This is a genomic window from Streptomyces sp. NPDC050988 (assembly GCF_044456225.1).
Lineage (GTDB): Bacteria > Actinomycetota > Actinomycetes > Streptomycetales > Streptomycetaceae > Streptomyces.
Genome location: NZ_JBITFQ010000012.1, coordinates 56,042 through 77,831 on the forward strand (window position 1 = coordinate 56,042; position 21,790 = coordinate 77,831).

Below are 21,790 nucleotides of genomic sequence, written 5' to 3' on the forward strand. Positions count from 1 at the left end.
CCCGACGCGCTGCAAGGCGCCCAGGCGGGCCGATAGCCCTCATCGTCTAGCGGCCTAGGACGCCGCCCTTTCAAGGCGGTAGCACGGGTTCGAATCCCGTTGGGGGCACCAGCTACTTGTATGAGTCGCAGGTCAGAGTCTTCTCTGGCCTGCGATTTGTTTTTTCCCAGCCCCGGCTCCGACCCCGGCCCGCGACCTGTCGAGACCTGTCCGGGAACCGCCCCTCCGCTCCGAGGCGTACTGGTTGCGCCGTGCGGCCTTTGCTAGAAGAGCTGGAAGAGAGCGAACAGAGCTGCGGCGCGGGCGGCGGCGTCGGCGCGCGATGAGGAGGGCCCGGCTTGGCGGTCCAGGGGGCGCCGGCCGACGGCACGGATCTCACCGCACAGGACGCGGGCCGCCGGGACTTCCGCCGGATGTGGCTTGGGCAGAGCATCAGCCTCGTCGGCGACCAGGTGTCCCTGTTCGCCCTGCCCAGCCTGGCCATTCTGGTGCTGGACGCCACCGGGCCCCAGATAGGCGTGCTGCACGCGATGGCGACGATCGCCTTTCCCGCGCTCGGCCTGTTCGTCGGCGCCTTCATGGATCGCGTCCGGTGCCGCCCCTTCATGATCGGCGCGGATCTGCTGCGGCTGGTCCTCTTCCTGTCCGTCGCGGTGCTGGCGCTGACGGACGCTCTCGGGCTGTGGCACCTCTACGCCGCGGCGGCGCTGGCGAGCGTGTGCACCGTCGTGTTCGACGTCGGCTATCAGACGCACCTGCCCCGCCTGGTCGGCCGTGACTTCCTGCCGCTCGGCAACGCGCGCCTCGAAATGTCCAGCAGTGTGGCCCGCGCGGGCGGCCCCGCCATCGCCGGCGCCGTCACTCAGCTGCTGGGCCCCGCGCTCGCCGTCGCGGCCAACGCGCTCAGCTTCCTCGCCTCCGCGGCCGGCCTGCTCACCATCCGCACCCCCGAGTCCGCCGTACCCGACCCGACCGGCGCCCCCTGGCGGAAACAGATCCTGGACGGCGGGCGGTACATGTGGCGCACCCCCGTCCTGCGATGGCTCTCGGCCGCCGCCGCGCTGCGCAACTTCAGCATGGCCATGGTCGACACCGTCCTGCTGCTGTTCCTCTACCGCGCCATGGACCTGTCCGCGGCACAGGCCGGCGCGGTCCTGACCGCCGGCGCCCTGGCCGCAGTACTCGGCGCCGTCGTCAGCCGTCGCCTCGTCCACCGGATGGGAGCCGGCCCCGTCCTGCTCGCCACCGCGACCGAGGGGATCGTCTGGGCCGGAGCCCCGCTGGCCCTGGCCACCGGATCGAGCGCCGTGGTCATCGCCATCGCCTTCGTCTCCGCGCTGTGGCTGCCGGTCTGGAACATCACCGTCATCACCCTGCGCCAGCTGATCACCCCGCCCCACCTCCTGGGCCGGGTGCACGCCACCGCCCGCACGATCAACCTGTGCACCATCCCCGTGGGAGCGGTGGCCGGCGGCTTTCTCGCCGGCTGGGCCTCCGACGTGTGGGGCGAGGGCACCGGGCTCGCCGCCGCCCTGGCCGTCGCCGGCCTGGTCACCGTCGGCGGACTGCCGTTCCTCCTGCGCAAGGAGATCCGCCGCATGCGCCGACCGCCCTCCACCGAGGAGACACCGTGACGGCCTGCCCCGAGGGCCGACGGCGCTGTCTGTCCCGCCCGCCTGACGAACCCGTCCGACGAACCCGCCTGACGAACCCGTCCGACGGTCGTGTCGACGCGCGGAAAATCGGCGTCACGACCGGGCCGTACGCCCAGCCGTCACACGTCCGGGTCACGGGCAGCACCCGCCGCCGGGTCACCGGCCCCGCACCCAGCGCGTTTTCGGCCCACCGCTCATCCTCTGATACGCTGCTTCAGCGACGTCACCCCAGCTGACCAGCATCTCCTTCCTCACCAGGAATCATCTCCCCGGCGTCGGCGGCAGACGGAATTACGTTGGGGGCACGCAACCCCGTGTGCGACACTGTTCGCACACAACAGCTTGGTCCTGTGGAGCAGTTTGGAGTGCTCGCCACCCTGTCAAGGTGGAGGCCGCGGGTTCAAATCCCGTCAGGACCGCTGAGATTCCTCGTGAATCTCTCGGCTGGGTAGCTCAGTTGGTACGAGCGACCGCCTGAAAAGCGGTAGGTCGCCGGTTCGACCCCGGCCCCAGCCACAGCACAGGCCCCGATCCCCGGATCGGGGCCTTGTTGTATGCCTGCGTTGTATGCCCGCACAAAAGCGTTCGCCCCTCGTTTCCCCGAGGTGAGATCCTGGAGGGCGTATGTCAACGACTCCTGCCCCCGCCTTCGGCGCCATCGCCCCCCGCCTGACCGAGCTGTCCCTGCGCGATGCGCAGCGGCTCGGGCGCAGGCTCGAAGGCGCGCGCAAGATCCGTAAGCCCGAGGCCCGGGCCGCCGTCCTCGCCGAGATCGAGGCGGAGGTCGCCAAGGGCGAGGCCCGGATGGCCGAGCGCCGCTCCCGCGTGCCCGCGATCACCTATCCCGAGCAGCTCCCGGTCAGCCAGAAGAAGGACGACATCGCGGCCGCCATCCGCGATCACCAGGTCGTCATCGTCGCCGGCGAGACCGGTTCCGGTAAGACCACCCAGATCCCCAAGATCTGCATGGAGCTCGGCCGCGGCGTCCGCGGCATGATCGGGCACACCCAGCCCCGCCGCATCGCCGCCCGTACCGTCGCCGAACGCGTGGCGGACGAGCTCGACGTCACGCTGGGCGAGGCCGTCGGCTGGAAGGTGCGCTTCACCGACCAGGTCAACCCGGACGGCACCTTCGTCAAACTGATGACGGACGGCATCCTGCTCGCCGAGATCCAGACGGACCGCGAGCTGCGCGCGTACGACACGATCATCATCGACGAGGCCCACGAGCGGTCCCTCAACATCGACTTCCTGCTGGGCTACCTCGCCCAGCTGCTGCCCAGGCGGCCGGACCTCAAGGTCGTCATCACCTCCGCGACCATCGACCCCGAGCGCTTCTCCCGCCACTTCGGGGACGCCCCGATCGTCGAGGTCAGCGGCCGTACGTACCCGGTCGAGGTCCGCTACCGCCCGCTCCTCGAAGAGGACGGCGACGACGCCGACCGGGACCAGATCACCGCGATCTGCGACGCCGTCGAGGAGCTCCAGGGCGAGGGCAAGGGCGACATCCTCGTCTTCCTATCCGGTGAGCGGGAGATCCGCGACACCGCGGACGCGATCACGAAGAAGAACTACCGCTTCACCGAAGTGCTCCCCCTCTACGCCCGCCTCTCGCACGCCGAGCAGCACCGCGTCTTCCAACAGCACACCGGCCGCAGGATCGTTCTGGCGACCAACGTCGCCGAGACCTCGCTCACCGTGCCGGGCATCAAGTACGTGATCGACCCGGGCACCGCCCGCATCTCCAGATACAGCCACCGCACGAAGGTCCAGCGCCTCCCCATCGAGGCGGTCTCGCAGGCCAGCGCCAACCAGCGCAAGGGCCGCTGCGGCCGGACCAGCGACGGCATCTGCATCCGCCTCTACTCCGAGGACGACTTCCTCGCCCGGCCGGAGTTCACCGACGCCGAGATCCTCCGTACGAACCTGGCGTCCGTCATCCTCCAGATGACCGCGGCCGGGCTCGGGGACATCGAGAAGTTCCCGTTCATCGACCCGCCGGACCACCGCAACATCCGCGACGGCGTCCAACTCCTCCAGGAACTGGGCGCGTTGGACCCCGCCCAGAAGGACGCCCGCAAGCGGCTCACGGACCGGGGCCGCAAGCTCGCCCAGCTGCCCGTGGACCCGCGGCTGGCCCGGATGGTCCTGGAGGCCGACAAGAACGGCTGTGTGCGCGAGGTCATGGTGATCGCCGCCGCGCTCTCCATCCAGGACCCGCGCGAGCGCCCGGCCGACAAGCAGACACAGGCCGACCAGCAGCACGCCCGCTTCAAGGACGAGACGTCGGACTTCCTGGCGTACCTCAACCTCTGGCGGTACGTGCGCGAGCAGCAGAAGGAGCGCGGCTCGTCGTCCTTCCGCCGGATGTGCAAGCAGGAGTACCTGAACTTCCTGCGGATCCGCGAGTGGCAGGACATCTACACCCAGCTGCGGACCGTCGCCAAGCAGATGGGCATCCATCTGAACGAAGACGACGCCCCGGACCAGCAGGTCCATCTCTCCCTGCTCGCCGGGCTCCTCTCCCACATCGGCATGAAGGACGTGAAGGAGACAGGGGGCGAGGGCGGGAGGAGCACCGGGAAGAACGAGTACGTGGGCGCGCGGAACGCCAAGTTCGCGATCTTCCCCGGCTCGGCGCTCTTCAAGAAGCCCCCGCGTTTCGTGATGTCCGCCGAGCTCGTCGAGACCTCCCGCCTCTGGGCCCGGGTCAACGCGAAGATCGAGCCCGAGTGGGTCGAGCCGCTCGCGGAACACCTGCTGAAGCGCACGTACAGCGAACCGCACTGGGAGAAGGACCAGGCCGCGGTGATGGCGTACGAGAAGGTCACGCTGTACGGCGTGCCGATCGTCGCCCAGCGGAAGGTCAACTACGGGCGGATCGACCAGGAGGCCAGCCGCGAGCTTTTCATTCGCAACGCACTGGTCGAGGGCGACTGGCGTACGCACCACAAGTTCTTCGCGGACAACCGCAAACTGCTCACCGAGGTCGAGGAGTTGGAGCACCGCGCCCGGCGCCGCGACATTCTCGTGGACGACGAGACGCTGTTCGACTTCTACGACCAGCGGGTGCCCGAGCACGTCGTGTCGGGGGCGCACTTCGACTCCTGGTGGAAGCACAAGCGCCATGAGGAGCCCGAGCTGCTCGACTTCGAGCGGTCGATGCTCATCAACGAACGGGCCGGGGATGTCAGCAAGGACGACTATCCGGACACCTGGCGTCAGGGCCCGCTGAAGTTCCGGGTGACCTATCAATTCGAGCCAGGTGCGGACGCGGACGGTGTGACCGTCCACGTCCCGCTCCAGGTGCTGAACCAGGTCACGGACGAGGGCTTCGACTGGCAGATCCCGGGCCTGCGCGAGGAGGTCGTGACGGAGCTGATCCGCTCCCTCCCGAAGCCGATCCGCCGGAACTACGTCCCGGCTCCCAACTTCGCGCAGCGCTTCCTGGACCGGGCGGTGCCGCTGCAGGAGCCGCTGACGACGACGATGGCGCGCGAGCTGAAGCGCATGGTGGGCGTGCCCTTCACCGCCGACGACTTCGACTGGTCCCGGGTCCCCGACCACCTGAAGATCACCTTCCGGATCGTCGACGAGCGGCGGCGCAAGCTGGCCGAGGACAAGGACCTGGAGGCCCTGAAGCTGCGCCTGAAGCCGAAGGCACGCCAGGCGATCTCGCAGGCCGCGGCGGCGACGGCCGAGCGGGAGGGCGGCGGGGCCATCGAACGGACGGGCCTCACGGACTGGACCATCGGCTCCCTGACCCGTGTCTTCGAGACGCGCCGGGCCGGCCAGCCGGTGAAGGCCTTCCCGGCCCTGGTCGACGACGGCGACACCGTCTCCGTACGCCTCTTCGACACCGAGGCCGAGCAGCAGCAGGCCATGTGGAAGGGCACGCGGCGGCTCATCCTGCGCAACATCCCCGTGAACCCTGCCAAGTTCGCCTCGGACAAGCTCACGAACGCCCACAAGCTGGCCCTGTCCGCGAACCCGCACGGCTCCGTCCAAGCCCTCTTCGACGACTGCGCGACGGCCGCCGCCGACAAGCTGATCGCCGACTTCGGCGGCCCGGCCTGGGACGAGGAGTCGTTCCGCAAGCTGTACGAGAAGGTGCGCGCGGAGATCGTCGACACGACGGTCCGTACGGTCGACCGGGTCCAGCAGGTCCTGGCCGCCTGGCAGGCCTGTGAGCGCCGTCTGAAGGGCGTACGGAGTGCCGTGCTGCTCGCGAACCTCACGGACGTACGGAAGCAGCTGGACGCCCTCGTGAAGCCCGGCTTCGTCACGGAGACGGGTCTGCGGCGGCTGCCGGACCTGATGCGCTATCTGGTGGCCGCCGACCGCCGGCTCCAGCAGATGCCGACGAACGTCCAGCGGGACACCAGCCGCATGGAGAAGGTCCACGAGATGCAGGACGAGTACGCCTGGCTCCTGGAACAGATGCCGCAGGGGCGGCCCGTGCCCTCCTCCGTCCTGGACATCCGCTGGATGATCGAGGAGCTGCGCGTCAGCTACTTCGCGCACGCGCTGGGCACGGCGTACCCCGTCTCCGACAAGCGCATCGTGAAGGCGATCGACGCCGCCGTCCCGTAACGGCGCCTGCACAGTGGGTGAGTTCGCCCAGGGGGCTCACCCTCCTGTAGAGTCCTGTCTCGCAGCGCAACGCAAGATCCGCACTGCGAAACCAGGTCCTGTGGAGCAGTTTGGAGTGCTCGCCACCCTGTCAAGGTGGAGGCCGCGGGTTCAAATCCCGTCAGGACCGCATCAGATGAAGGCCCCGCATCCGCAAGGATGCGGGGCCTTAGTCATGCCCCGCCCCGTCAGGGGCGCAGGGTCCCGCCCCGTCAGGGGCGCGGGGAACTGCGCGACAAGCCCCAACGCACCGGCACCCGCACACACCACCCCAAGCCTCTCCCCCTTGGGCGCACCCCCAAGAAACCCCCGCACCCGGCAACAGACCACCACCCAAACCCCACAGACCCCGCGCAGCGCACCCAGCACAACCTGGGCTTGACGCCGTCACATTCCCCCAGTACCTAAAAACCAGGGCCGAAGACACCCACCGCACACCCCACCGGAGGTGACCATGGCGGCGACAGCTCGACATGAGACGCGAGCCCTCCTCCGCGCCCATCTGTCGGCCGCCTCCGGCTACCGCCACCTGACAAGGCACTGCCCGATCTGCCACCGACTCCTCCGGCTGGCCTCCGAGAGCGCTCCCTACGACCAGGAGAGCCCCGAAACCCCGTACGAGGACGAGACACCCTCCCCGGCGTGAGCGGACGTACGACGCGCCCCGCACCCCAACTGCCCCTCGGGCGACGCCAGATGCGCACGGCCTCCTCTAGCGCAGAGACGCCAGTCACATCAAGGACCAGGACATGTGACGGGTGTCACCGCATAAGTTTTCAAACCCGCGGTACTTACCCCTCACCTACAACTGGTCAATTTAATATGTGCAATTGCACCCCACTCCGGGGCCACGCACAGCTGATCCGACAGGTCTCCCCAGACTGCGACAAGGCCGCTCACAGACGGGCCCCGCACCCTGTGCGTACCCCATGACCAGCACATGACCGAACACCGCCGACACACCCTCGGCGCACCATCGGCGCACCATCGGCGCACCATCGGCGCAAAAAAAAGATCGCACTGGACCCGGCGGAGTCCAGCGCGATCTACGACGCACCCTTGTTGCTTGTGGTTCTCGCTTGGGCGTGGACCCCGTTGGGGCAGGATCCGCGTCGCTTGGAGCTTGGGTTCGGGCAGTCCGACAAGTTAGGGGACCTGCCGAAATGCCCTGCTATGGAGTTGTTGTTCAGACTTCGCTGCGCTGCTGCGGAATGCCCGCGAGCAGGGCACGAACCTCGGCCTCGCGGTAACGGCGATGGCCGCCGAGCGTGCGGATCGAAGTGAGCTTGCCGGCCTTCGCCCACCGCGTCACCGTCTTCGGGTCCACGCGGAACATCGTGGCTACCTCAGCGGGGGTCAGCAGCGGCTCGGCATCAGGGGTGCGAGCGGTCATGAGCGGCCTCCTCGGGAGAACCGAACCTTCTCGGTTCTTTCCTCTAAATTCTGCACCTTGACCCGCGTTGCCCGAAATGGCGGATGCGGGTCGAGTCGGTTATAGGACGAACGGCTTGTCCTCGGCACTACAACTACACCATCTGTCCAGCCGCGTCGGCCAAACCGATGGAATTGCCCTCCCAGGTGTTCATCAGCGACGGAAGCCGATGGACCATGCCATAGCGGACAGTCACGCCGCTGTGACGATCAGTCACAGGGCGATCAGGAGTCAACAGACCCCCCATAGCGTGCAATGCTGAGATTCCACCCATACGTGGGCAGAAGGAGCCCTCCCCGGACTCCTTGTCCTATTTTGGCATGAGGAGGGGCGTTAGACGCAAGGTCCGCGTTAGTGCCGTCCGTCACGCTTACCCCGTACGACCCGGATAGGGACTTACGTCCTGTCAGAACCCGTGACGCACAGGGACCATCAGTCCCACAGGTCATCTCCCGCTCCGGCGGGCGGACCTCCGACGCCGGTATGCGGACCTCCAGTATGCGGACTCCCTGCTTCAGGGGTCACGGCTTCAGGGCCCCCGAAGATCCCTCGGCCCCTCGGCCTCAGTTCGCCGAGCGACGGTCCCGTACCGAGCGCCACCGCTCCACGAGCCGGCCGTACGCCTCGCCGGCGCCCGCCCCGTCGCCCGCACGCAGCGCCTCGATGCCCTCGGCGACGTCGGCCGCCGAATGGTCGCCGTCGAGCTCCCCGGCGGGCAGGACGTGCACCAGGCCGCCGTAGTCGAGCTCCACCAGTGAGCGCGGGTGGAACTCCTCCAGCCAGCGCCCGACGTCCACCAGGCCGTCGATGAGCGGTCCCTCGTCGAGGGCGTCCCGCAGCGTCCGCAGGCCCCGCGCCACCCGTCGCCGCGCCTGCACCATCGGCGTCCGGTAACGCAGGACGGGCGGGTCCTCCGCCGCCCCGGGACCGCCCCCGGAGCCGGTCGAGCCGGTCCCCTTGTCGTACTCGCGCTCCTCGTCCGAGACCAGCACGAACCAGTTCAGCGGGACCTGCCAGGTCGACGTGCGGATCCACGGCCGGGCATCGGGGTTGCGGGTCAGCCAGCGCTCGTAGTCCTGGGTCGCCTGATGGCGTACGACCGCCGGGAGCACCGCCTCCAGGACCGGTGCGGGCAGCTCCTCCGCCAGGTCGCCCAGGGCCTGCCAGCCGCGCAGCCGGGTCCGCCAGGGGCACACGCACAGCACGCCGTCCACGTCCGCGACGAACGCGTCGCCGCTCTCGTGCACCGGCACCGGGATCGGCGGGGTGGGCAGCAAGTCGGCCAGCGACCGGCGCAGTTCGTCCTGGTAGGAGGGGCGGTCGGGCCGGCGCGCGTAGCGGGCCCAGTGGCCGCGCTCCGGCTCCGGGAAGGCCGCGAGCGGTTCGTACACGCGCAGATAGGACGCGTACGGGACGATCAACGAGGACACCTTGGGCACGCTTGCTCCCTCCCCCGCCGACCCGACGGAAAACCCGCGAAACCCGCTCACAGGAGTGCGGGAAAACACTGCAAATCGTCCCACGCCCCATCGTGACCGTACTCCGCGAGAGGGTGATCCTGACCACTGCGCGGATGGCGGTCGTGTCCAGGCTCTAATCTCATGCCACACAGACCTCCGCCACCCGTACGGAGGCCGTCCCAACCGCCGCTTCTTAACTGGGAGTCACCACCGTGACCGACGTAACCGGCGCCCCTGCTGATGTACTGCACACCCTGTTCCACTCGGATCAGGGCGGCCATGAGCAAGTGGTGCTCTGCCAGGACCGGGCCAGTGGTCTCAAGGCCGTCATCGCCATCCACTCGACCGCTCTGGGCCCCGCCCTCGGCGGCACCCGCTTCTACCCGTACGCGAGCGAGGAAGAGGCCGTCGCGGACGCGCTGAACCTCTCCCGCGGAATGTCGTACAAGAACGCCATGGCCGGGCTCGACCACGGCGGCGGCAAGGCCGTGATCATCGGGGATCCCGAGAAGATCAAGACCGAGGAGCTGCTCCTCGCGTACGGCCGCTTCGTGGCCTCGCTCGGCGGCCGGTACGTCACCGCGTGTGACGTCGGTACGTACGTGGCCGACATGGACGTCGTGGCGCGCGAGTGCCGCTGGACGACCGGGCGCTCCCCCGAGAACGGCGGCGCGGGCGACTCGTCCGTCCTGACGGCCTTCGGTGTCTTCCAGGGCATGCGGGCCTCCGCCCAGCACCTGTGGGGCGACCCCTCGCTGCGCGGCCGCAGAGTCGGCATCGCGGGCGTGGGCAAGGTCGGGCACCACCTGGTGGAGCATCTGCTGGAGGACGGCGCCGAGGTCGTGATCACGGACGTCAGGGCGGAGTCCGTACGGCGAATTCTGGACAGGCACCCGTCGTCCGGCGTGACGGCCGTCGCGGACACGGACGCGCTGATCCGGGTCGAGGGACTGGACATCTACGCCCCCTGCGCGCTGGGCGGCGCCCTGAACGACGACTCCGTGCCGGTGCTCACCGCGAAGATCGTCTGCGGTGCGGCCAACAACCAGCTGGAGCACGCCGGCGTCGAGAAGGACCTCGCCGACCGCGGGATCCTCTACGCGCCGGACTACGTGGTGAACGCCGGCGGTGTCATCCAGGTCGCCGACGAACTCCACGGATTCGACTTCGAGCGGTGCAGGGCGAAGGCCTCGAAGATCTTCGACACCACGCTGGCCATATTCGCACGTGCGAAGGAGGACGGGATTCCGCCGGCCGCGGCGGCCGACCGGATCGCCGAACACCGCATGGCGGAGGCACGCCGTCCCTGAGTCCCGAGGGCCTGTCCGGGACGTCTGGCGGGTACCCGTCGGCGGGTGTTGGAGAGAACTCTCACGTTCGTCGGCGGGTCGTTCGCCAAGAAGAGGTTAAAATCGCGGTTGACCAGCGGGGACAGGGCACCCCGAGGGTTCTGGGTCCAGGCGCGTCCTGCGGGCGACGTACCGTATGGGCGTGGGCTCAGGTACCGTGGAAGCCCTACGGACCGGTCTCTCCACGGAGAGCCCGTTCCAGATCATGAACGCGTGTCAAGACTCTGGGGCCGTCGAGCCCCGTATCCGAGGGGGTCGAGCCATGGGGCGCGGCCGGGCAAAGGCCAAGCAGACGAAGGTCGCCCGCCAGCTGAAGTACAGCAGCGGCGGGACTGACCTCTCGCGTCTGGCCAATGAGCTGGGCGCTTCGACTTCGCAACAGCCGCCGAATGGCGAGCCGTTCGAGGACGACGACGAGGAAGACGACCCGTACGCCCAGTACGCGGATCTCTATAACGATGACGAGGACGAGGACGACGAGTCCGGCCCTACGTCTCAACGCCGCGGCGCTTGACGCCTTTTCGCTGCGCTAGCCGTTACAGGTGCGCTTCACCCGGTCCGGGCAGTTCGCCGGACCGGGTTTTGCGCGTGGTCGCTCCGCTGGGGCGGGGGATGGCTACGGTCGGTTGTGACCTGCGGTCCGTTGTGGCTGGTCGCGCAGTTCCCCGCGCCCCTAAAAGGGGCGCCCCAGCCCAGGCGAATTGATCAGATCGCGTAGTCGTTGATCAGGGCCGCGCCCGTCTCGTGGTCGCCCCGGTCCGTGATCTCGCCTGCCACCCAGGCTTCGACGCCACGGTCCGCCAGTGTGGCGAGGGCCACGTCCGTGGAGTCCTCGGGGACGATCGCGATCATGCCGACGCCCATGTTGAGGGTCTTCTCCAGTTCCAGGCGGTCGACCTGACCGGTGGTGCCCACGAGGTCGAAGACGGGGGCCGGGGTCCAGGTGGCGCGGTCGACGATCGCGTGGAGGCCGTCCGGGATCACCCGGGCCAGGTTGGCCGCGAGACCGCCGCCCGTGATGTGCGAGAAGGCGTGTACGTCGGTCGTGCGGGTCAGGGCCAGGCAGTCCAGCGAGTAGATCTTGGTGGGCTCCAGGAGCTCCTCGCCGAGCGTGCGGCCGAACTCCGCGACGTGCTGGTCGAGCTTCAGCTTGGCGCGGTCGAAGAGGACATGCCGGACGAGTGAGTACCCGTTCGAGTGAAGGCCTGAGGCCGCCATGGCGATCACGGCGTCACCCGTACGGATGCGATCCGCGCCGAGCAGCCGGTCGGCCTCCACAACGCCCGTACCGGCGCCCGCGACGTCGAAGTCGTCCGGGCCGAGGAGGCCGGGGTGCTCGGCCGTCTCGCCGCCCACCAGGGCGCAGCCCGCCAGGACACAGCCCTCGGCGATGCCCTTGACGATGGCCGCCACGCGCTCCGGGTGGACCTTGCCGACGCAGATGTAGTCGGTCATGAAGAGCGGCTCGGCGCCGCACACCACGATGTCGTCCATGACCATCGCGACGAGGTCGTGGCCGATGGTGTCGTACACGCCGAGCTGCCGGGCGAGGTCGACCTTCGTGCCGACGCCGTCCGTGGCGGAGGCGAGCAGCGGGCGCTCGTACCGCTTGAGGGCGGAGGCGTCGAAGAGGCCGGCGAAGCCGCCGAGGCCGCCGAGGACCTCGGGGCGCTGCGTCTTCTTCACCCACTCCTTCATGAGTTCGACGGCGCGGTCGCCCGCTTCGATGTCGACGCCCGCAGCTGCGTAGCTGGCACCAGTTGTCTCAGACATGACGGTGAGAACTTTCGTGTCGTACTGCAGGTGAGCAGGTATTACGGGCTGTCTACGGGCGACGGATCGCGTCGGCCGCGGCCGTGGCGGCAGGCCCGGCGGCCAGCTCGGTCTCCAGGAGCTGCTTGCCGAGCAGTTCGGGGTCCGGGAGCGCCATCGGGTACTCGCCGTCGAAGCAGGCACGGCAGAGGTTCGGCTTGTCGATGGTCGTGGCCTCGATCATGCCGTCGATGGAGATGTACGAGAGGGAGTCGGCGCCCAGCGAGGTGCCGATCTCCTCGATCGTCATGCCGTTGGCGATCAGCTCGGCGCGGGTGGCGAAATCTATGCCGAAGAAGCAGGGCCACTTCACGGGGGGCGAGGAGATCCGGATGTGGACCTCCGCCGCGCCCGCCTCGCGGAGCATCCGGACCAGCGCGCGCTGTGTGTTGCCGCGCACGATCGAGTCGTCGACGACGACCAGGCGCTTGCCCTTGATGACTTCCTTGAGCGGATTCAGCTTCAGCCGGATGCCCAGCTGGCGAATGGTCTGTGAAGGCTGGATGAAAGTACGTCCCACGTACGCGTTCTTCACCAGACCGGCACCGAATGGGATGCCGGAGGCCTCCGCGTAACCGATCGCGGCGGGCGTGCCCGACTCCGGAGTCGCTATGACCAGATCGGCCTCCGCGGGGGCTTCCTTGGCGAGACGGCGGCCCATCTCGACACGGGAGAGATACACGTTCCGGCCGGCGATGTCCGTGTCCGGACGGGCCAGATACACGTACTCGAAGACACAGCCCTTGGGCTTCGCTTCCGCGAATCGGGAGGTCCGCAGGCCGTTCTCGTCGATGGCGACGAACTCGCCCGGCTCGATCTCGCGGACGTAGGCGGCGCCGCAGATGTCGAGGGCGGCGGACTCGGAGGCGACGACCCAGCCGCGCTCCAGGCGGCCGAGGACCAGCGGGCGGATGCCCTGCGGGTCACGGGCCGCGTACAGCGTGTGCTCGTCCATGAAGACGAGCGAGAAGGCGCCCTTGACCTGCGGGAGGACCTTGCCGGAGGCCTCTTCGATGGTCAGCGGCTTGCCGTCGTCGTCGACCTGGGCGGCCAGCAGGGCCGTGAGCAGGTCCGTGTCGTTGGTCGCCGCCACACGCGGGGTGCGGCCCTCCTGCTTGGGCAGGTCGGCGACCATCTCGGCGAGCTCGGCCGTGTTGACCAGGTTGCCGTTGTGGCCGAGCGCGATGGAGCCGTGCGCGGTGGCACGGAAGGTGGGCTGGGCGTTCTCCCAGGTGGACGCGCCGGTGGTCGAGTAGCGGGCGTGACCGACCGCGATATGACCCAGGAGCGAACCGAGGGACGCCTCGTCGAAGACCTGGGACACGAGCCCCATGTCCTTGAAGACAAGGATCTGGGAGCCGTTGCTGACCGCGATTCCCGCGGATTCCTGGCCTCGATGCTGGAGGGCGTAGAGCCCGAAGTAAGTGAGCTTGGCGACCTCTTCACCGGGAGCCCAGACTCCGAAGACGCCGCAAGCGTCCTGGGGTCCTTTCTCGCCGGGGAGCAGATCATGACTGAGTCGACCGTCACCACGTGGCACGCCACCGAGTGTAGGCGAGATCGACCACTGGTCCGAATTGGGGAATGCCCGGCAATACGCTGCCCCTAATGGATCACTTGGCGGCGACCGCTTCGAGGCCCGGGCCGTTTTCGCTGGTCAGCGTGAGCTTGCTGCCCTTCAGCTGGTATTTCACGGTGCCGCCGAAGAGCTTCAGGAGGGTCTTCTCGGTGTCCATGAGTGAGGCGGAGCACATCTTCCGGGTGGTGCCCGGCGCGCCCAGAGTGATAGTGCCGTCGCCGACCGTCGCCTTGGCGGTCACCTTGTTGCAGCCGAGCTGACCGCGGACGGTGCCGTCCTTGTCGAAGGTGAGGTGGACCTTGCCCTCGGCCTCGGAGGCCAGGGCCACGCCCGATTCGCCCCCTGCCGCACCCTTCGTCATCGCGGTGACGTTCCACTTGGTGCCGTGGAGCTCGGCGGGCTTCTCGGCGGTGAGTTTCACGGTGTACCCGTTCTCCGTGGTGAGCGTCAGCTTGTCGTCGTTGACCTCGGCCTTGAACGTGCTGCCGGAGATGATGCCGCCGAGTCGGGACTCGAAGCCCATCGTCCCGTCGGCGGTGCAGGCCATCTCGGTCTTGAAGGTGTCGTCGCCGATCGTGATCGTGTCGCCCTCGATCTCGGCGGTGGCCCCGAAGTGGTTGCAGCCGTAGTTGCCGCCCACCTTGCCGTCCTTGCCGAACTCGATGTGGACGCCGGCCGGGGCGTCCTGCGTCTTGCCGTCGGCCGTCACGCTCTCGACGTTCCACTGCTTGCCGGTGATGCCGGTGGCCTGCCGCGTGCCGACGGAACCGGAACCGGAATCATCGCTGCCGCTCTCCGTTCCGCAGGCTGCTGTGGCGAGGAGTCCGGTGACTGCCAGGGCGCTGAGGCCGACCCGCGGGCTGAGGACGCTGAGGTTGAGACGCTGCGTGTGCATGCCGCTTTGACGGGACGGGTGGGGTGCTTGGTTCCCTCGCCGGATAACGGCCGCGCAACGCCCGCCCCGTGCGCCGGCTCCGGGACCGGCGCCGCCGTCAGCGCATAAGGGGAAGCAGTCCGCCCAGGTCGGCGCGTTCCCCGCTCGCACTGGCCTTCGCTTCGTCCAGGGCCGCCTTCCACTCCAGGCGCCCGGTCGCGAGCCGGATCCACGTCAGCGGGTCGGTCTCGACGACGTTCGGCGGGGTACCGCGGGTGTGGCGCGGGCCCTCCACGCACTGCACGACCGCGTACGGCGGTACGCGCACCTCGGTGGAGGCGCCGGGCGCCTTCGCGGCGAGCGCGTCGGCGAGGAGGCGGGTGCAGGCGGCGAGGGCCTGGCGGTCGTACGGGACGTCGAGCCCCGGGACGGCCGCGTTGAGGTCGTCGGTGTGGACGACCAGCTCCACCGTGCGGGTGACGAGATAGTCGGCGAGGGTCATGGAGCCCGTGCGGGCGGCGAGCACGCGAGCGCCGGGGGCCGCCGCCAGGTGCTCGGCGAGGCGCTGCTCCGTGTGGGCGTAGAGCGCGTCGAGGTCCGGGTTCGCCCGGGTCACTTCGCGGGTGCCCTCGGCGATGTCGTCCGCCCTGGCACCGGTCGCGAACGGCCACTCCAGCAGGGTCAGTTCCGCCTTCGCCGGTTCGTCCCTCTCCAGGTTCCGGCTGACGGTCTCGGCGGCCATCGTGACGTGCGCGGCCAGCTCCCGTACGGTCCAGTCGCCGAGCCGCGTCGGCCCGGCGAGCTGCTCGTGAGTCAGGCCGCGCACCGCCTCCCGTACGTTCCCGAACTGGGCGAGGACCGCCGCGCGGGTCTTCGCCGGGTCGTAGGTGCGGGCGCGCTTCTTGGCCGGTGGCATGGCGGCGAGCCTATGCGCTCCGCTTGGAGGGGGGTACTTCGTGTGCGGGTTCGTCGTGGCTGGTCGCGCCGTTCCCCGCGCCCCTTTGGGGCGCTGCTGTGAACGTCTCCTTGTTGGCCGGGACTCCGATTCCGCTCCAGGTGAAGGGGATTCCGCGGGCCGCGTCGAGGTCCGGGCCGTCCATCAGCTGGAAGTGCACGTGTGGCTCGGTGGAGTTGCCGGAGTTGCCGCAGCGGGCGATCTGCTGCCCCGCGCGTACACGGTCGCCCGGCTTGATCTTGAGCGAGCCGCGCCTCACGTGGGCGTACATCGCGTAGACCCCGTCGCCCAGGTCGAGCACGATGCGGTTGCCGGTGATCCACGGGGCGCCGCCGAGCCCCCTGACCGTCCCCTCGACGAGCAGCAAGTAGGCGATCGCCGGAAGGGAGTTGCGGCTGAGGTGATCGCGCATCCAGTCGGACGCGTGCACGACGGTGGCGTCGGCCACGGCGAACAGTGGCTCGTCGTACGCGGGAAAAGCACGGCTGCGGCGGACGACCGGCCAGAGCCTGGCGAAGGCGGGGCGGCTGTTCTCCGGTGCGGCGGGCTCCGACACGATGTCGATCGCGTACGTCTGGCCGTACGCGTGCGTGCCGTGACTGGGGACCTTGGTGGCCGGACTGTTCATGGCGGACCAGCGACCCCTGACGGGCGGCTCCACCTCGACCGGCGGATGGTCGAGGACCTCGCGCCGGGGCCCGGTCCGGCTCACGAACATCCAGAGCGGGAAGGCCACCAGCAGCGGCAGGAGTGCCCACCCCCAGCCGAACGGATAGCCGGGAAGAAAGACGTCCCACAGGACCAGGGCGAAGCCGGTCGGCAGGAATATCCGGTACAGAATCATCGCGGTCTTGCGGACGGACATGGTTCCCCCAGGGCCGGAAGTCGTCGAGGACTCAGACCGGTTGAGCCGTGGTGAGGGCCACGAGGAGCGGTACGACGCGGCTCCCCGGGATCTCGTAGCGGCCACGCCCCGCCTGCCGGAGCCAGCCCGCGGCGGTCAACTGCCGCAGGTGGTGGTAGATCTGGCCGCTCGTGCCCACGTCGTCGAGCCCGGCCAGTTCGGTGGCCGTGCGCCGGCCGCCGACGATCTCGCGCAGCAGCCGCAGCCGCATGGGGTGCCCGAGCGCGGCGAAGACGTCGGCCGCCTCGCTCCAGTCGGCGTCGAGCAGCTGGTCGGTGGTCATGCCGTACTGCCACTCGTACCGCTCCTCGGTCGGCAGCCGCACCGAACCCGTGAACAGCACACCACCGCCGTCGACCTCGGCCAGCTGCGCCTTGAGCCCTTCGAGAGCCCAGAAGTCGCCGTCACCCGCACGCGCGGCGGGCTCACCACTCTCCAGGGCGTCGAGACGCCGCTCCAACTCCGCGACGCGCTGCTCCAGCTCCATGATGCGAGATTACGTAATTACGTAGAAGCGGTCAAGAGGCGGCGCTGGGCACTCGGGCATGTCGAAGGGCCCGACCAGATTCCGGTCGGGCCCTTCGACATGCGTCAACAACAGCGCCCCGACAGGGGCGCGGGGAACTGCGCGACAAGCCACAACGGACTCGCAGACGAAGCCCCGCCCCCCAGCGGAGCGTCTACGCGAGCAGCGCCGGGATCGTTCCCTCGTGGGCCGTGCGCAGCTCGGTCAGGGGCAGGGTGAACTCGCCCTGGACCTCGACCGCGTCACCGTCCACGACACCGATGCGGGTGACCGGCAGACCGCGCGCCCCGCACATGTCGTTGAAGCGGAGTTCCTCGGAGCGCGGGATCGCGACGATCGCGCGGCCCGCGGACTCGGAGAAGAGGAACGTGAAGGCGTCGAGCCCGTCCGGTACGACGAGACGCGCGCCCTTGCCGCCGAGGAGCGCCGACTCGACCACGGCCTGGATCAGACCGCCGTCGGACAGGTCGTGCGCGGCGTCGATCATGCCGTCCCGGGAGGCGGAGATCAGGATCTCGGCGAGCAGCCGCTCGCGCTCCAGGTCGACCTGCGGGGGCAGACCGCCGAGGTGGTCGTGGACGACCTGCGACCAGGCCGAACCGCCGAACTCCTCGCGGGTGTCGCCGAGGAGGTAGAGCAGCTGCCCCTCCTCCTTGAAGGCGACCGGCGTGCGGCGGGCGACATCGTCGATGACACCGAGCACGGCCACGACCGGCGTCGGGTGGATCGCCACCTCGCCCGTCTGGTTGTAGAGCGAGACGTTGCCGCCGGTCACCGGGGTGCCCAACTGCCGGCAGGCGTCGGCCAGTCCACGGATGGCCTCCGCGAACTGCCACATGACGGCCGGGTCCTCGGGCGAACCGAAGTTCAGGCAGTCGGAGACGGCGAGCGGCTTGGCACCGGTCGTCGCCACGTTCCGGTACGCCTCGGCCAGGGCCAACTGGGCGCCGTGGTACGGGTCCAGCTTGGTGTAGCGGCCGTTGCCGTCCGTGGCGATCGCGACGCCGAGGCCGGACTCCTCGTCGATGCGGATCATGCCCGAGTCCTCGGGCTGCGCCAGCACGGTGTTGCCCTGCACGAAGTGGTCGTACTGGGAGGTGATCCAGGACTTGGAGGCCTGGTTCGGGGAGGAGACCAGCTGGAGGACCTGGTCCTTCAGCTCCTCCGAAGTGGCGGGCCTGGCCAGCTTGTTGGCGTCGTCCGCCTGAAGCCCGTCCTGCCACTCCGGGCGGGCGTACGGGCGCTCGTAGACCGGGCCGTCGTGCGCGACCGTGCGCGGGTCGACGTCGACGATCTTGCCGCCATGCCAGAAGATCTCCAGGCGGTCGCCGTCGGTGACCTCACCGATCACCGTGGCGATGACGTCCCACTTGTCGCAGATCTCCAGGAACCGGTCGACCTTCGCCGGTTCGACGACCGCGCACATGCGCTCCTGCGACTCGCTCATGAGGATTTCCTCGGGAGACAGAGTCGAGTCGCGCAGGGGTACGTCGTCCAGCGTCACGCGCATGCCGCCGGAGCCGTTGGACGCCAACTCGCTTGTGGCGCAGGACAGTCCGGCCGCGCCGAGGTCCTGGATACCGACGACCAGCTTCTCGGCGAAGGCCTCCAGGGTGCACTCGATGAGGAGCTTCTCCTGGAAGGGGTCGCCGACCTGGACGGCGGGACGCTTCGACGGCTTGGCGTCGTCGAAGGTCTCGGAGGCCAGGATGGAGGCGCCGCCGATGCCGTCGCCGCCCGTGCGGGCCCCGTACAGAATGACCTTGTTGCCCGAACCCGACGCCTTCGCGAGGTGGATGTCCTCGTGCCGCATGACGCCGATGGCACCGGCGTTGACCAGCGGGTTGCCCTGGTAGCAGGCGTCGAAGACGACCTCGCCGCCGATGTTCGGCAGGCCCAGGCAGTTGCCGTAGCCGCCGATGCCGGCGACGACACCGGGGAGTACGCGCTTGGTGTCGGGGTGGTCGGCCGCGCCGAACCGCAGCGGGTCGACGACCGCGACCGGGCGGGCGCCCATCGCGATGATGTCGCGCACGATGCCGCCGACGCCGGTGGCCGCGCCCTGGTAGGGCTCGACGTACGACGGGTGGTTGTGCGACTCGACCTTGAAGGTGACCGCGTAGCCCTGGCCGACGTCGACGACGCCCGCGTTCTCGCCGATGCCGACAAGGAGGGCGTCCGACTGCGGGGCCTTCTCACCGAACTGGCGAAGGTGGACCTTCGAGGACTTGTAGCTGCAGTGCTCGGACCACATGACCGAGTACATGGCCAGCTCGGCGCCGGTCGGGCGGCGGCCGAGGATCTCCACGACCCGCTCGTACTCGTCCTTCTTCAGGCCGAGTTCGGCCCAGGGCAGCTCGACGTCGGGGGTCTCGGCCGCGTGCTCGACCGTGTCCAGAGGCGTCCGGCTCATGCGTTGACCAGCTTCTTGAGGATCGAGGTGAAGAAGGGGAGGCCGTCGGTGCGGCCGGACCCGATGAGGGGCTCGACGGCGTGCTCGGGGTGCGGCATGAGGCCCACGACGTTGCCGGCCTCGTTCGTGATGCCGGCGATGTCGTTGAGCGAGCCGTTCGGGTTGAAGTCCACGTAACGGAACGCGACGCGGCCCTCCGCCTCCAGCATGTCGAGCGTGTGCTCGTCGGCGACGTACCGCCCGTCCATGTTCTTCAGCGGGATGTGGATCTCCTGGCCGGACTCGTAGTCGGCGGTCCAGGACGTCTCCGCGTTCTCCACCCGCAACTTCTGGTCACGGCAGATGAAGTGCAGATGGTCGTTGCCGAGCATCCCGCCCGGGAGGAGATGGGCCTCGGTGAGGATCTGGAAGCCGTTGCAGATGCCGAGCACCGGCATTCCCGACTTCGCCTGCTCAATCACGGTCTCCATCACCGGCGAGAAGCGCGAGATCGCTCCTGCGCGCAGATAGTCGCCGTACGAGAAACCGCCGGGCAGCACCACGGCGTCGACCTGCTTGAGGTCCTTGTCCTTGTGCCAGAGAGCGACGGGTTCGGCACCGGCGAGCTTGATCGCGCGCTGGGTGTCCCGGTCGTCGAGGCTTCCCGGGAAAGTGACGACGCCAATACGAGCGGTCACTTTCCTGCCTCCGCGACTTCCTCGACCTTGACGGTGAAGTCCTCGATCACGGTGTTGGCGAGGAAGGATTCGGCGAGTTCATGGATGCGGGCGAGGGCGGCTTCGTCCACCGGTCCGTCCACTTCCAGTTCGAATCGCTTTCCCTGACGTACGTCGGCGATGCCTTCGAAACCGAGACGCGGCAGTGCACGCTGCACCGCCTGGCCCTGGGGGTCGAGGATCTCCGGCTTGAGCATGACGTCGACTACGACGCGTGCCACTGGCACTCCCGGTGTGTGGTGCTGAGCAGGTTCGTTCAGACTACCCGTACAAAATTTCTACGCGGGTAGATTCGTAGGAATCTACGTGATGGCCATCACGATTCCGCATCGAGACGCTATCGACCGGGGATGAAGGGGCTACCTTCACGAAAAATCCTGGGAAAGATCCGGATCGGGACCCGGTCCCCTATTGCCTTGGGACACGCCAAGAGATTTAGTCGAGCTTCACATTGGATTGCCGGGCACTGTACAAAGGAATTGGCAATAGCCGATACTTTGCCCAATCGCCCATAAAAACAGCCGGACAGTCGGCATCTCCGCACGTCATCACGTGTCGCTGGAGAGGTGCCGCACGAAGGGACCGATATTCGTGGCGCAGCGTGTCGTAGTCACTCTCTTCGACGACATCGACGGCTCGGAAGCGGCGGAAACGATCGCCTTCGGTCTGGACGGCAAGTCGTACGAGATCGACCTGAATCAAGCCAATGCCAAGAAACTGCGTAAGGCGCTTGAGCCGTACCTGGAGGCCGGGCGCAAGCGGTCCCGGTCCGGCAAGGCGTACCGGCAGACGGCCGTTGCGCCCGATCCGGCGGCGGTTCGGGCGTGGGCCCAGTCGCACAAGATGGAGGTGCCGGCTCGGGGGCGGATCCCCAAGCGGGTGTATGAGGCGTTCAGCGCTGCGCAGTGACCCCCGGTGGGAGGCGTGGCTTCCGCGGGTCCGTTGTCGGGTGCCGGTTCGAGTGGGCTGGTCGCGCAGTTCCCCGCGCCCCTTCAGGGGCGCGGCCCTGCCGGACCTCCCAGGGTCCTCATCCGGCCCTGGGAGCAGCCGACTTGCGTAGTACCCCTGCTGATCAGCTAGAGTCTGGAGCACGCCGAGGGGCAAGGCCGAAAGGCCCGGTCCCGGAGTCACGCGGGTGTAGTTCAGTAGTAGAACATCCCCCTTCCAGGGGGAAGGCGCAGTGTGCAATTCCTGTCACCCGCTCTGCACTGCCGGTCTGGTCAGCGTTTTCGATCAGGTAGGCTGGTGTCTGCGCCGATCGGTGAGAGCCGGTCGGAGGCAAATGCGGACGTAGCTCAGTTGGTAGAGCGCAACCTTGCCAAGGTTGAGGTCGCCAGTTCGAACCTGGTCGTCCGCTCCAGCAAGTAAGGCCCCGGTCATCACGATCGGGGCCTTTCTCGTGTGCCGGCATGTGCGCTCCGTGACCGAGACCGGCTCCTCTGACCGAGGCCGTCTGACATTTGTCATGTGCAGCGGTGACAGC

At 68.6% G+C, this 21,790-nt stretch carries 17 protein-coding genes and 6 tRNA genes; 12 read left to right on the plus strand and 11 right to left on the minus strand.

Going from position 1 to position 21,790, the window contains the following annotated elements; all coding sequences use genetic code 11:
- Positions 1 to 35: 35 nt before the first annotated feature.
- From ACIBEI_RS25345 to ACIBEI_RS25375, 7 genes are all read left to right on the plus strand, one after another.
- Positions 36 to 111: transfer RNA gene (locus ACIBEI_RS25345), tRNA-Glu, on the plus strand.
- A 227-nt stretch (positions 112 to 338) separates the two neighbouring features.
- Positions 339 to 1,634 (plus strand): MFS transporter, encoded by a 1,296-nt coding sequence (locus ACIBEI_RS25350; protein ID WP_398892529.1) that lies wholly within the window; start codon positions 339 to 341, stop codon positions 1,632 to 1,634.
- Positions 1,635 to 1,999: 365 nt separating this feature from the next.
- Positions 2,000 to 2,074: transfer RNA gene (locus ACIBEI_RS25355), tRNA-Asp, on the plus strand.
- A 23-nt stretch (positions 2,075 to 2,097) separates the two neighbouring features.
- Positions 2,098 to 2,171 (plus strand) — tRNA-Phe (locus tag ACIBEI_RS25360).
- 108 nt (positions 2,172 to 2,279) lie between these two features.
- Complete coding sequence (gene hrpA, locus ACIBEI_RS25365) at positions 2,280 to 6,248, plus strand: ATP-dependent RNA helicase HrpA (RefSeq protein WP_398892531.1); 3,969 nt, start codon at positions 2,280 to 2,282, stop codon at positions 6,246 to 6,248.
- Positions 6,249 to 6,342: 94 nt separating this feature from the next.
- Positions 6,343 to 6,417 (plus strand) — tRNA-Asp (locus tag ACIBEI_RS25370).
- Between the two features lie 324 nt (positions 6,418 to 6,741).
- Positions 6,742 to 6,933, plus strand: coding sequence for a DUF6274 family protein (locus ACIBEI_RS25375; protein ID WP_200396847.1), 192 nt, complete (start codon positions 6,742 to 6,744; stop codon positions 6,931 to 6,933).
- A 540-nt stretch (positions 6,934 to 7,473) separates the two neighbouring features.
- Here the strand turns inward: ACIBEI_RS25375 and bldC are convergent.
- A complete protein-coding gene (gene bldC / locus ACIBEI_RS25380; RefSeq protein WP_027749187.1) occupies positions 7,474 to 7,680 on the minus strand; it encodes a developmental transcriptional regulator BldC in 207 nt (68 codons plus the stop codon).
- Positions 7,681 to 8,282: 602 nt separating this feature from the next.
- Positions 8,283 to 9,158, minus strand: a complete 876-nt coding sequence (locus ACIBEI_RS25385) for a hypothetical protein (protein ID WP_398892534.1) — start codon at positions 9,156 to 9,158, stop codon at positions 8,283 to 8,285.
- Positions 9,159 to 9,391: 233 nt separating this feature from the next.
- Here ACIBEI_RS25385 and ACIBEI_RS25390 point away from each other — a divergent pair, with 233 nt between their 5' ends.
- Positions 9,392 to 10,489, plus strand: a complete 1,098-nt coding sequence (locus tag ACIBEI_RS25390) for a Leu/Phe/Val dehydrogenase (protein WP_398892536.1) — start codon at positions 9,392 to 9,394, stop codon at positions 10,487 to 10,489.
- Between the two features lie 301 nt (positions 10,490 to 10,790).
- Positions 10,791 to 11,042 (plus strand): DUF3073 domain-containing protein, encoded by a 252-nt coding sequence (locus ACIBEI_RS25395; protein ID WP_055613827.1) that lies wholly within the window; start codon positions 10,791 to 10,793, stop codon positions 11,040 to 11,042.
- Positions 11,043 to 11,233: 191 nt separating this feature from the next.
- Here ACIBEI_RS25395 and purM read toward each other — a convergent pair whose 3' ends face one another.
- The 9 genes from purM to purS all read right to left on the minus strand — a co-directional run bounded on the left by purM (position 11,234) and on the right by purS (position 20,528).
- Positions 11,234 to 12,301 carry a phosphoribosylformylglycinamidine cyclo-ligase gene (gene purM, locus ACIBEI_RS25400; RefSeq protein ID WP_398892538.1) on the minus strand — a complete coding sequence of 356 codons (1,068 nt, stop codon included), beginning with the start codon at positions 12,299 to 12,301 and terminating at the stop codon, positions 11,234 to 11,236.
- A 52-nt stretch (positions 12,302 to 12,353) separates the two neighbouring features.
- Positions 12,354 to 13,880, minus strand: coding sequence for an amidophosphoribosyltransferase (gene purF, locus ACIBEI_RS25405; RefSeq protein ID WP_143643622.1), 1,527 nt, complete (start codon positions 13,878 to 13,880; stop codon positions 12,354 to 12,356).
- 73 nt (positions 13,881 to 13,953) lie between these two features.
- On the minus strand, positions 13,954 to 14,814 hold the full coding sequence (locus ACIBEI_RS25410) for an META domain-containing protein (protein ID WP_398892541.1): 861 nt from the start codon (positions 14,812 to 14,814) through the stop codon (positions 13,954 to 13,956).
- Positions 14,815 to 14,911: 97 nt separating this feature from the next.
- Positions 14,912 to 15,709, minus strand: a complete 798-nt coding sequence (locus ACIBEI_RS25415) for a sterol carrier family protein (RefSeq protein ID WP_398892543.1) — start codon at positions 15,707 to 15,709, stop codon at positions 14,912 to 14,914.
- Between the two features lie 10 nt (positions 15,710 to 15,719).
- Entirely contained in the window at positions 15,720 to 16,613 is an 894-nt protein-coding gene (locus ACIBEI_RS25420) for a peptidoglycan DD-metalloendopeptidase family protein (RefSeq protein ID WP_398892545.1), read from the minus strand.
- 31 nt (positions 16,614 to 16,644) lie between these two features.
- The gene (locus tag ACIBEI_RS25425; RefSeq protein WP_398892547.1) at positions 16,645 to 17,139 is read right to left on the minus strand and encodes an ArsR/SmtB family transcription factor; all 495 of its coding nucleotides are present in this window, start codon (positions 17,137 to 17,139) and stop codon (positions 16,645 to 16,647) included.
- 193 nt (positions 17,140 to 17,332) lie between these two features.
- Complete coding sequence (gene purL / locus ACIBEI_RS25430) at positions 17,333 to 19,591, minus strand: phosphoribosylformylglycinamidine synthase subunit PurL (RefSeq protein WP_398892549.1); 2,259 nt, start codon at positions 19,589 to 19,591, stop codon at positions 17,333 to 17,335.
- Positions 19,588 to 20,268 carry a phosphoribosylformylglycinamidine synthase subunit PurQ gene (gene purQ / locus ACIBEI_RS25435; RefSeq protein ID WP_398892551.1) on the minus strand — a complete coding sequence of 227 codons (681 nt, stop codon included), beginning with the start codon at positions 20,266 to 20,268 and terminating at the stop codon, positions 19,588 to 19,590. The genes purL and purQ overlap by 4 nt, the downstream gene beginning before the upstream one ends.
- Positions 20,265 to 20,528 (minus strand): phosphoribosylformylglycinamidine synthase subunit PurS, encoded by a 264-nt coding sequence (gene purS / locus ACIBEI_RS25440; protein ID WP_055613836.1) that lies wholly within the window; start codon positions 20,526 to 20,528, stop codon positions 20,265 to 20,267. The genes purQ and purS overlap by 4 nt, the downstream gene beginning before the upstream one ends.
- Before the next feature lie 370 nt (positions 20,529 to 20,898).
- Between purS and ACIBEI_RS25445 the strand changes: the two genes are divergently transcribed.
- The 3 genes from ACIBEI_RS25445 (at position 20,899) to ACIBEI_RS25455 (ending at position 21,667) form a co-directional block, all read left to right on the plus strand.
- Positions 20,899 to 21,216 (plus strand): Lsr2 family protein, encoded by a 318-nt coding sequence (locus tag ACIBEI_RS25445; RefSeq protein ID WP_055613837.1) that lies wholly within the window; start codon positions 20,899 to 20,901, stop codon positions 21,214 to 21,216.
- A gap of 222 nt (positions 21,217 to 21,438) precedes the next feature.
- Positions 21,439 to 21,510: transfer RNA gene (locus tag ACIBEI_RS25450), tRNA-Gly, on the plus strand.
- A gap of 81 nt (positions 21,511 to 21,591) precedes the next feature.
- Positions 21,592 to 21,667, plus strand: a tRNA-Gly gene (locus ACIBEI_RS25455).
- The last annotated feature ends 123 nt before the right edge of the window (positions 21,668 to 21,790 follow it).